Genomic DNA, 11,336 nt, shown 5'->3' with positions numbered 1-11,336 from the left:
ATGAAGAAATTAACAGCAAGTATTTTAGCTTTGTTTCTTGTAATGGGAATCTTAGCAGCTTGTGGAGGACAAGCGTCAAAAGAACCTGCATCATCTTCAGGGGAAAGCGGAGCAGAAAATGGTGAAGATGGATATGAAAAAGCAACAATCAGATTAGCATATAATCTGCCACAGGATCACCATATTGCAGTTGGTATTGAAGAATTCGCAAAGAAAGTGACTGAAAAATCTGGCGGTAATGTAAATGTCCAAGTTTATCCAGCTGGACAGCTTTTAAGTGATAAGGAAATGAACCAATCTATTTTAACAGGCGGAGTTGAAATGGGTGTGAACTCTTCAACTTTATGGGCTTCTACAGTTCCTGCAATGGGAATTTTTGATGTTCCTTATATTTTTCCTAACTATGAAGCAGCCGGTAAAGCACTTTCTGGAGAAATGGGAAACAAGCTTAAAGAAGCAATGGAAGAAAAAGGTGCAAAAGTTTTATTGTTTGCAGACTATGGTTATGCACAGTTTGTTAATAATGTTAGACCGCTAAAAAAGCCAGAGGATTTCGAAGGACTAAAAATTAGAAGTATTGGTGATATCCCTTCAGAATTAATTAAAGCTTACGGTGGATCACCAGTATTTATGGGTGGCGGAGAAGTATACATGGCATTACAGCGTAATACAGTTGATGGTGCTACATCTGGAACAACTGCCATGGTGCAAAGAAAATACGATGAAGTTGTAAAATATTTAACTATTAATAATTATTCATACTTAGAATTTATATTAGCTGTCAATAAAAAATACTGGGATAATCTTCCGGAAAAAACTCAAAAGCTAATAGAGGAAACTGCCTCAGAAACAGAACAATGGATTCGTGAACAGGCAAAAGCAGAAGATGCAAAAACAGCAAAAGAATTAGAAGAAAAAGGCATGGAAGTTTATGTCGTCCCTGAATCAGAGCTTCAAGTATGGAAAGATGCTGCAAAACCTGTTTATGATATTTTCCTAGAACAATCAGGTGATCTCGGAAAAGAACTACTTGATCTTGTGGAAACAGGTAATTGATGAAAAAAATGGATGAAGATTTAAAAACGAACATCAACTGTAGGGGGATTCGCTCCCCTAAGGTTGAAGTTTAAATTCAATATGGTGTGATGTCTTAAGTTGGAGGCAATAATGAGTTTTTTTAAAATGCTTTATAAAAACATAGACAGGCTGATTCATTTAGGAGGATTCATTTCTGGAATTTTTATTGTACTGATCACAGGAATGATCTTTTATGAGGTGCTTTCCCGTGCATTTTTTAATTCTCCAACTGTATTTGCTACAGAATTATCAATTTATTCACTTATTGGGAGCTGTTTTATCGGGAGTGGTTATGCGTTAAGAACATTTTCCCATATTACAGTAGATTTAGTTATAAATATAGTATCAGACAAAGTGAAAACTATTTTGGCGATATTATCAAATTTTCTAGGATTGCTTTTCAGTGTCATTTTCACATGGTACGGAATTCATCATGTCCAGGGTACTTACACATTAGGTGTTACGTCTTCATCTTTGTTAAGGGTTCCTATGTATTTGCCTGAAATGCTGCTTCCAATCGGTGGGATTTTACTTTGTTTCGCTTTTGTATTACAGATAGTAGATTGTTTTAACAAGAAAGGAGAGTCTCAGGCATGAATCTATTTTTTCTTGGTGGAATGGGAACTCTCCTATTAATTGGTTTACCAGTTGCGTTTACTCTTGGACTTTTGGCGATCGGAGGAATGTACTTTTTTAATGGTGGTACATTTGCCTTCATGCAGATTCCTATTATCTCATATAAAGCATTAGATTCCTTTGAACTGACTGCCTTACCATTGTACGTATTGATGAGTCAGGTTTTATTAGTCTGTGGTGTTGGAAAAGACTTATATGAAATGGCTAGCAGATGGTTCAGACATTTACCTGGGGGACTCGCAATTGCTACCATTTTCTGCTGTACAATATTTTCAGCCATCTCTGGCTCGAGTGTCGCAACCGCAGTAACGGTAGGTTCAGTTGCTCTTCCTGAAATGGAGAAGCGCGGTTATACAAAGAAATATGTTCTCGGTCTTCTTGCAGCGGGTGGTACTTTAGGAATTTTAATTCCTCCAAGTGTACCGATGATTCTTTATGGAAATATAACAGGGGAATCTGTAGGAAAGCTTTTTATTGCGGGGATCGTTCCTGGTATATTACTAACATTATTATTTACTATATTTGCTTCATGGCAAACACGACATATCAAAGATAAACCAGCAACTTGGCCTGAAAGATTTGAAGCTTCAAAGAAGGCAATATGGGGTCTGATTTTACCAATTATTATAATCGGCGGTATTTATACTGGAATATTTACTCCGACAGAGGCTGCTGCAGTTGGTGTAGTTATAAGTTTATTAATTGGTGGACTTGCCTACCGAAATTTAACGATTAAAAATATGAAGGAAATATTATTTTCGACTGTACAAACGAATGCTATGATCCTTTTCATAATCGTTGGTGCGATGCTGCTTGGATTTATTTTAACAGTCCTTAGAATTCCACAATCGATTACAGAATTTACTACCTCTTGGGATGTCTCACCATGGATTATCTTTATTTTAATTAACATCGTTTTACTCATATTAGGATGTTTCTTAGAAACGGTATCAATTATTGTAATAACAGTACCAATTCTGTATCCAATTATCACAGCTCTTGGCTTTGATCCAATATGGTTTGCTATTATTTTGGTAATCAATATGGAATTAGCACTTATTACACCTCCAGTCGGATTAAATTTATTCGTACTAAAAGGAGTCGATCGAACAACCTCGATTTCGGAAATTGTAAAAGGTGTTTATCCATATGCGATTATCATGATATTATTTATCATTGTTCTAGCATTTTTCCCGGAAATTGCAACGTATTTGATAGATACAAGTAAAGTGAAATAATGGTAAGTTAATTGATCAAAGGCTGTTTTTATTTGCAAAAGGGATAAAAAAAGAAAGAATGAGGGGATTATGCTTCTCATTCTTTCTTATTTAGTGATTGAGTAAATGACTTGTGTTCAAATTATTTTTCAAACATCTCCTTTAATCTTTCATATGTTTCTGGATACATTACTGTACCAGCTACCTTTTTTAGGTATTCAAATTATCGAGTGGAAAGAGGGTTTAAGATTCCCGCGAAAAGGGTGATTTCGTAATATTCCATTTAGTTATCGTATCTATCGTTCAATGAAGCAGAAAGGGCGCTTCCTTATTCCACCAAAAGCGCCAATTTGTGAAAATATTCCAATTTTATTTTTGGTCACAATTAGAGCCCCTTTCTATAACCAAAAAACACGTATCCACCCAGACATAACTGAATAACGCTCAAAGCTAAAAACGGATTAGTTACTATATATGATTCCTCTAAAATAATGCGCTGAAAAATCAAACTAAAAAAGAAAATTGCTCCCATAATGGCAGATACATTCCACGAACTGTTATGCCTTGTTTTTAAAGTAAACACCGCCGCTATAATATTACCCAGTCCAAATATGACAATTGCGAGAACCCCAGGCATAACCCAACTATCAAAAGGAAGCCTAGATGCCCAACTATCAGGATATTCTTCGGCAAAGATCTCACTACTTGACTTCACCATTTTAGCTCCTATCCAAATTGCACCTGTCGCCAAAAACAAATCATAAATGCCCAGCATCCTTGCTCTTATTGTTTGCTTCATCTTTTTTACCTCCCATAGATTTCTTACAAACCTCCTGCGCTATGCAACAATATGGCCCGATTAAGAAAAGGCGCACTGTCTATCAATAAGTGCCCCCGATAATGGAATAACAGGCGCTACCCTATGTTCTTGGGATAATCCACGTTAAGAGATAAAATATATCCGCAGTAATTGCAATATTCTGCTGAAATGGAGGATTTTCCTCTTTCATTTTCAGGAAACATCTGCACCTATCCGAAAGAAGCTCCGAGTACTCCTTTTTTATAGATATAAAAAAGATGCTGACTGTGCCTAGTGGGGCCTTGTCGGCGGCAAGTTATACTACATAATTCCGTATTCATATTATATTTTTCTGAACTAGGGTCTGCTAACTCTTTAGAATTCAAATAATCATAGGCATTAATACCTTTAAAAACATGGGTACATGTATGATGAGTTTGCATTAATTTTTATAATTTTTAATAATCGCTTGTAATATTTCGCGACAGGTATTATACCCTTGTATAATACCACTATACAATAACACTATAAGTGAAAGGAGGACGACATGAAGTCAGTTCTGGACAGTAACCGTCCCATTTATATACAAATCAAAGAGACAATTGAGGAGGATATTCTCAATGGGCGGCTGTTACCTGATGAACAAATCCCCTCAAACAGCCAGCTTGTCAGCCATTACAACATAAATCCCGTCACAGTACTGAAAGGAATCAATCTTCTTGTAGATGAGGGCATAATTTATAAGAAGCGCGGACTTGGAATGTATGTGAGCCCCGATGCCCCTGAGAAGCTTAAAAAGCGCTTTTCACAGGCATTTTTTCAGGAACAAATAGAGCCTCTGACAGCTCTGGCAAAACCCCTGGGTTTTTCCCTCCAGGAGATTCATGAAATGATCGATAGTGCTTGGAAAGGAGAAAAAAATGATTAATCTTGAAAATGTATCACTTAAATATGGAAATACCGTTGCGCTCAATAATGTAAGTTTAAAACTTCCCGATCAGGCAATCTGCGGGCTGCTTGGCAGGAACGGAGCAGGTAAGACCTCACTTTTGTCTCTGCTCTGCGCCTTTCGCAGGCCAACCTCAGGTACAATAACCATATCTGGCGAAAATCCTTATGAAAGCAGGAATATAATGCCACAAATTGCTCTTATAGATGACGATCAGAGTGAAATAGAAAATGCCTTTCAGGCAAAGGAACTTATTAAAATAACAGCTGCACTCCGTCCAAACTGGGATGCTGCCTATGCAGAAAAACTTATAAAGCTGTTTGAAATACCTGTAAAGAAGAAAATGAGAGACTTAAGTCACGGTATGCGTTCGGCAGTACGTGTAATTATCGGTCTAGCAGGACAGACGCCGATTACCCTATATGACGAGGCATATCTCGGCATGGATGCTGCCATGCGCAAACTGTTTATCAGCGAACTTTTATCAGACTATACGCAGAGGCCAAAGCTTATTTTGTTTTCAACACATTTTGTCAATGAGATGGAGGGGCTTTTCAGCGAAACCATAATTATTAACAAGGGGCAGGTAATAGCCCACGACGACTATGATAACCTGCGCTCAAAAGGAACAGTCGTGACAGGATTTAGCGAAGTTGTAAATAGCTTCACAAATGGTCGTGAAATCCTGTCCCAGCGGGTCTTAGGCCGACAGAAAGAGGTTGTATTGTTCGGGGAGTTGTCAGAAAATGATCGCCTTGCTGCGGAAAAAAAAGGCCTTGAATTCTCTCACCCCTCACTGCAGGATTTATTCATCTATATGACCGAAAGAGGAGGGAAAGAGGAATGACGAAAACAGCTTTGAAACTTCTACTATCAATACAGGCTAAGGGCATATGTTGGTTTATAGGTATCTATGCCTTTATAATGGCAATACTTCTTATAGTATTTTCCTATGTAACAATAGATGATACTTCATGGATACCAATTTCTATTATATATTCCCCTAAAATATACCTTTTGGTAATAGGGATTGTATATCCGTTGGTTGCAACAAAGCTATTTGTGTCAAAGGGCCTGACCAGAAAACAGTTCTTTTGGGCATATACAGGAGCCATAAGCATTATATCATTGTTTCTGCTCATACCGCTTTTAGGTTCAGTAATTTACTATGATAGCATTTCACTACCTTCTGCAATTACACATTATCTGCAAATGCCCCTATTTTTTTTCATAGGCTGGACTTCTGTGGTGGGTTTTCAAATGAGGAAATGGTACATGGCAATACTTGGGGTATTAGGTGCTATAGCGATGTTTCACACTATAACTACAGTACCTAGAATTCTTGCTTTATCAGACATGGCCGTAATAGGGTCGATATTATTGCTATTAGCTGCATTGTTACTAATTCTACCACGGATAATTTCTCAAATTCCTTTGAAAAGCTGAGTGGTCTTATGCCCACCATTTTCAAATGTTCTGGTATCACGATTTCATGTGATATAAGTTTTGCATATACCAACAAAATTAAAAGCTGAAAATTTACATTCATTTTATCTCCACAACTCTACTCAATTTTTTACCACAAAAATATACCCTCGATATGTTCCCATGAAAGCATATCGAGGGCTTATGTCGAGTAGATAGAATTACTTTTACTTTTCACACGCTCCGGAAGTTAGTGTTTTCAAGCCTTTCAGAACTTCACTATTTAGAAATCAAGAATATTTTAAGCATACACAAATCTGTTATAATTCCACACGATAATCCGAATACCCCTTTTTATAGCGCTAAGAACACCCGCCTCAGTAATCGCCCCTTATCACAAGTTTTTGTGTACACTTTCCTTTCTATTTATTAATCGTAAGGTATCTTGCATGAATATTCATTGTTAATGTGTAAATAGTGTAAAAATGACATGATATTGTAATAAACGACAAAATGTGATAAAAAGGTATTAAATTACTAAAAAATACCTTTCTTTTAGAAAGATATTACATTTTTTTAATAGAATTTCCCTAGTTTTTTTGCATAGGCATTCGTTATTAATTATTTTCTTAAGTTACTTAAATTGTATTTTTATTCGATAGTGTTAATAAAAATAACAGCGAGGTAAAGGAGTGAAATGATGGCTGATATGTTTGAAGATAAGCAAGTGCAGCCATGGATAGATTCTTTAAAAGAGTTGATTAGGAATGGTCATAAGAATTACAAAAATCTTTTAGAAATGGAACAGGATATTCTTCAAATAGGACATTTCCTAGAGGATTTCTCCAATTTAAAATATGCACTTGATGTTTCTGCGATTGTTGCTGCTACAGACACAAATGGGAAAATTATTTATGCGAATGATAAATTTTGTGAACTTTCAAAGTTTAGCCGTAAGGAACTGATAGGAAATGATCATCGCATTTTAAATTCAGGTCATCATGATAAACAATTTTTTGGGGAAATGTGGAATCAAATTAGACAGGGTGAAGTATGGGAAGGTGAGGTGAAGAATAAAGCAAAAGATGGTTCGTATTACTGGGTAAAGACAACCATTGTCCCATTAAAGGATCTTACTGGAAATACGATTATGTATATAGCTATTCGTACAGACATCTCTGAGGGAAAGAATGCACAGGAAAAATTAATAACCGCCTTACAAAATGATTACCGCCATGTTGTCACTTCCATGCAAAATCTAATTTTTAAAGTCGTCAAAGATAAGAATGGACAATTCGTTTATACCCTTAATGAGGGAAAATTAGCTTATGAATTAGGCTTGGAAAAGGAAAAAATGCTGAATAAAAGTCCGAAAGACATTTTTTCAGAGGAACTGCAATTAATGTTAGAAAAATATTATTGCGAAGCCTTTTTAGGACGACAGGTCTCGTATAATTATTCCTTTCGAGGTCGACAGCTATTAACCTATCTTTCTCCCATTATTAGTAATGGAAAGGTTGTAGAAGTCATAGGTTGTATGAGTGATATTACTGAACTTCACGAAGCTAAGCAGGAAGTAGAATTTTTAGCCTATCACGATTCATTAACTAGCTTACCAAATCGTCGTAAGCTGAACGAGGATTTAAATCACATTATTGAGGAATTTCTAATTACTAATGATAGATTTGCTTTATTTTACATTGATTTAGATCGCTTTAAGCATATTAATGATTCTTTTGGTCATAGTGTTGGGGATTGTTTAATTACAAAAGTTTCTTCCCTGTTTAAAAAAGCTATATGTGAAAATTCACGTCTATATCGTTTTGCTGGAGATGAATTTATTATCATTTTTCCGCAAATTAAAAATCATGAAGAAGCAATGATGAAAGCAAAGCAAATACTTTTACTTTTAGAACAATCAATAAATTTACCTAACCAACTAGAGATAAATGCTACATGCAGCATTGGGATTAGTCTGTTTCCAGAGCATGGTGAGACAAGTGAAGAGTTAATTAGAAATGCAGATGCCGCTATGTATACGGCCAAAACATATGGTCGAAGTACGTATAAAATCTATGAAGAAGAAATTTGTCAATCACAGGAAAAGGCATTACTCATAGAATACCATTTACGTAAAGCAATCGATCAGCATGAGTTTGAATTATATTTCCAACCTAAGATCGACTTAATTACAAAAGAAATGAATGGTATGGAGGCTTTATTACGCTGGAATAATGAGGAGATTGGAAGTATTCCCCCAGATACGTTTATCCCGATTGCAGAGGAAACGGGGTTAATTCTTAAAATTGATCGATGGGTGTTAGAAAAGGCTTGTGAACAAAATAAGAAATGGAATGATACGCAATTTTCCAAACCTATGAAGGTGTCTGTTAATATTTCACCACTCCATTTTCGTACTCCTAATTTTCAACATGTGGTTCAGCAGGTTTTAGAGCAGACTGGGCTAGACCCGAATCTTCTAGAAATTGAAATTACAGAAAATAGCTTCATAAATCAAACTGAAGAATGTATTGAATGTTTAAATGAACTGAGAAAAATGGGTATTACAGTGGCTATTGATGATTTTGGAAAAGGCTATTCATCTTTAAATTATCTGCGGAAGTTTCCAATCCATGCATTAAAAATTGATCGAACATTTATTCATGAGGTTTCACGAAATATGGATGACATTGCCATAGTGAAAGCGATTACACTTCTTGCCCATGAGTTAAATTTAAAGGTTGTAGCAGAAGGCATCGAAACTAAGGAAGTGATTAACGTATTAGAAGAAATAGGGTGCGATGAAATTCAAGGATTTTATGTAAGCAAACCTCTTCCGAAAAATGAATTCGAAAATTTGATTAAACAAAAAACAAATCAATCTTTCTTAATATAGATATTATTAAGCTCGTAGACAATAGATCAATCGATAATGGAATTGTTATAGGGGTTCCACCAACAAAACGCGTTTTGTTGGTTGGATCCCTTATTTAAGTTGATTGATTACATACGGGGTAAAAAAGCAAACTTAAAATCTCTTAAGGATACATGGCTCGATTTGGCAGAAGAGAATCCGTACAGCCAATTCTTGATTACAGTGATGGCCGGTGTGAGCCAGCTAGAACGGGATCTAATCAAGATGCGACAACATGAAGGGATTGAACTTGCAAAAAAGGAAGGCAAGATCAATGGCCATGCTGAAAAAAATATCATAAAAATCACGCAGGAATGAATTATGCAGTACAGCTATATAAAGAGGGAGGTATAACTGTAAATCAAATTTGTGAAATTACAGATTTCCCGAACGAGAAAGCCCACACCGGGCATAGCCCGTCTTTAGACGTGGGATGAAAGTGAGGTCAGATACAGAGTACCGCTAAAAGGTCAAAATCGTTAGCGGTACTTAAAATATCTGAAGATTTATATAGAAACATATGTTCTTTAATCTGTAAATCTGATATACTATGTTAGAAATGGTCTTTAGGTTCCAACTGCGGTGAATAATCAATAAAATCCATTAAACGATTTTCATATAATAATAGGCAAGAGAAGGAAAGGAGGCTGCTTCATGGCTTCTTCTACGTCCAGTTATGTATTAACACTTCCTCTTCAAACTCGACATCATGAGGCCAATATTCTTGAAAAAAGGTTTGAGATTGCTCGAAAAATCTATAACGCATGTTTAGCAGAAGCGGATAAACGATTGCGAGTCATGCAAGAATCTAAGGATTATCAGAAAGCCCGTAAACTTCCTTCATCGACCCCATCAGAACGCAAACTACGATCCACTACATTCCGTCAATTGAACAAACGATTTAAATTAGAGGAATACGCACTCCATACATATGTAAAGTCTATGCAAACTAGATTTAAACATTTAATTGATTCTCATACAGCTCAAAAACTCGCATCTCGTGCACACCATGCAGTTAAAAAGAAACAAATAGGGATGGCGACAAAAGTGTCTTTTAAAGGATTCGGAAAGTTGAATTCTGTAGAGGGAAAAACGAACGCCGCTGGGATTCGTTATAAAGACAGAAAGATTTATTGGCTGGGATTAGAGCTGCCTGTTCGAATAAAACCAAAGGATGACTATGTGTTTCTTGCTCTAGAAAGTAGAGTAAAATATTCACGGATTCTGCGAACCTTTATGAAAGGAACCATTCGATATCAAATTCAACTGATCTTGGAAGGTACACCTCCTCAAAAATATAATCAAGTTGGAATAAAGGGCAAACTTGGAAAAGGCAGAGTTGGCATTGACATTGGTACACAAACAGCCGCGATTGTGTCAGATTCTAAAGCATCTTTAGTTGAACTAGCCCCCAGTGTCATACATATTCAAAAAGAAATCCGACTAATTCAACGGGCCATGGACCGAAGCCGAAGGGCCATGAATCCAGAGAAGTTTAATAAAGACGGAACCATTAATCGCTCCTCAAAGAGATGGGTGCAATCCAAACGATACGGAAAGCTAAAGGCAGCATTTCAAGAAATAAATCGACTTCATTCCGTCTATCGAAAACAGGACCATTGTTGTTTAGCGAATCAAATAATAGAACAAGGTGATGAATTCTTCATTGAAACCATGAATTTTCAAGCCCTTCAAAAACGGGCAAAAGAAACTACTAGAAACAAGAACGGACGTTTCAACCGAAAGAAACGGTTTGGGAAATCTATAGCTAGGAAAGCTCCCTCTATGCTTATAACCATCTTAGAACAAAAGCGATCTATCTTTGGCATAGAACTGAAAAAGATCAACACCTCGAAGGCAAAAGCTAGTCAGTATCATCACGAGACGAACACCTTTCAAAAGAAATCATTGTCTGAAAGATGGAATCTTATAAGAAATGAACGTGTCCAACGTGATTTGTACTCTGCTTATCTCATTAAAAATGTAACGGAATCTCTTGATAGCATTAATAGGTATTTATGTGTAGATGCATATGATCATTTTAAGAAACTACATGACATAGAAATCATACGAATAAAATCAAGTAATCAAAACAAAATAAGTAGTTTTGGAATTTAAAGGAATGTTGGGTTAGAAACGAGCCCATGCAGTCGATAAGCACCGCTGAGGTGTTTGGCTGTAGAAGTCTTGAGCAAACGCTTTGTAGTGTCTGTATGTTGTACCCTATTGTATATTAAGGCAGGGGAGAGTATAGAAGAAACAAGCTAGTCGCTCAAGAACCCCATTGCTTTAGCTATGGGAGTTTCAGATCGAGGGCTT

At 36.3% G+C, this 11,336-nt stretch carries 9 protein-coding genes and 1 pseudogene; 9 read left to right on the top strand and 1 reads right to left on the bottom strand.

What is annotated here, in order from left to right; all coding sequences use genetic code 11:
• From KHA94_RS22955 to KHA94_RS22945, 3 genes are all read left to right on the top strand, one after another.
• A complete protein-coding gene (locus KHA94_RS22955) occupies window positions 1-1,056 on the top strand; it encodes a TRAP transporter substrate-binding protein (RefSeq protein WP_213104421.1) in 1,056 nt (351 codons plus the stop codon).
• Window positions 1,057-1,167: 111 nt separating this feature from the next.
• Entirely contained in the window at window positions 1,168-1,674 is a 507-nt protein-coding gene (locus KHA94_RS22950; protein ID WP_213104420.1) for a TRAP transporter small permease, read from the top strand.
• Window positions 1,671-2,951 (top strand): TRAP transporter large permease, encoded by a 1,281-nt coding sequence (locus tag KHA94_RS22945; protein ID WP_213104419.1) that lies wholly within the window; start codon window positions 1,671-1,673, stop codon window positions 2,949-2,951. The genes KHA94_RS22950 and KHA94_RS22945 overlap by 4 nt, the downstream gene beginning before the upstream one ends.
• Window positions 2,952-3,315: 364 nt before the next feature.
• On the opposite strand, the gene KHA94_RS22940 is transcribed toward KHA94_RS22945, so the two are convergent.
• A complete protein-coding gene (locus KHA94_RS22940; protein WP_213104418.1) occupies window positions 3,316-3,729 on the bottom strand; it encodes a hypothetical protein in 414 nt (137 codons plus the stop codon).
• Between the two features lie 547 nt (window positions 3,730-4,276).
• Between KHA94_RS22940 and KHA94_RS22935 the strand changes: the two genes are divergently transcribed.
• The 6 genes and pseudogenes from KHA94_RS22935 (at window position 4,277) to KHA94_RS22910 (ending at window position 11,135) form a co-directional block, all read left to right on the top strand.
• Window positions 4,277-4,657 carry a GntR family transcriptional regulator gene (locus KHA94_RS22935; protein WP_213104417.1) on the top strand — a complete coding sequence of 127 codons (381 nt, stop codon included), beginning with the start codon at window positions 4,277-4,279 and terminating at the stop codon, window positions 4,655-4,657.
• Entirely contained in the window at window positions 4,650-5,525 is an 876-nt protein-coding gene (locus tag KHA94_RS22930) for an ATP-binding cassette domain-containing protein (RefSeq protein ID WP_213104416.1), read from the top strand. Before KHA94_RS22935 ends, KHA94_RS22930 begins: the two co-directional genes overlap by 8 nt.
• Window positions 5,522-6,124, top strand: coding sequence for a hypothetical protein (locus KHA94_RS22925; RefSeq protein ID WP_213104415.1), 603 nt, complete (start codon window positions 5,522-5,524; stop codon window positions 6,122-6,124). The genes KHA94_RS22930 and KHA94_RS22925 overlap by 4 nt, the downstream gene beginning before the upstream one ends.
• 679 nt (window positions 6,125-6,803) lie before the next feature.
• Entirely contained in the window at window positions 6,804-8,999 is a 2,196-nt protein-coding gene (locus tag KHA94_RS22920; protein ID WP_213104414.1) for a sensor domain-containing protein, read from the top strand.
• Between the two features lie 90 nt (window positions 9,000-9,089).
• Window positions 9,090-9,454 (top strand): annotated as a pseudogene (locus tag KHA94_RS22915) (recombinase family protein); the annotation flags it as partial.
• Between the two features lie 217 nt (window positions 9,455-9,671).
• Complete coding sequence (locus KHA94_RS22910) at window positions 9,672-11,135, top strand: transposase (RefSeq protein ID WP_213100301.1); 1,464 nt, start codon at window positions 9,672-9,674, stop codon at window positions 11,133-11,135.
• Window positions 11,136-11,336: the final 201 nt, after the last annotated feature.

Source organism: Cytobacillus citreus, assembly GCF_018343665.1.
Taxonomy (GTDB): Bacteria; Bacillota; Bacilli; order Bacillales; family Cytobacillaceae; genus Cytobacillus; species Cytobacillus citreus.
The sequence above is the reverse complement of the archived record's forward strand: the minus strand, read 5'-3'. Positions and strand labels throughout refer to the sequence as shown.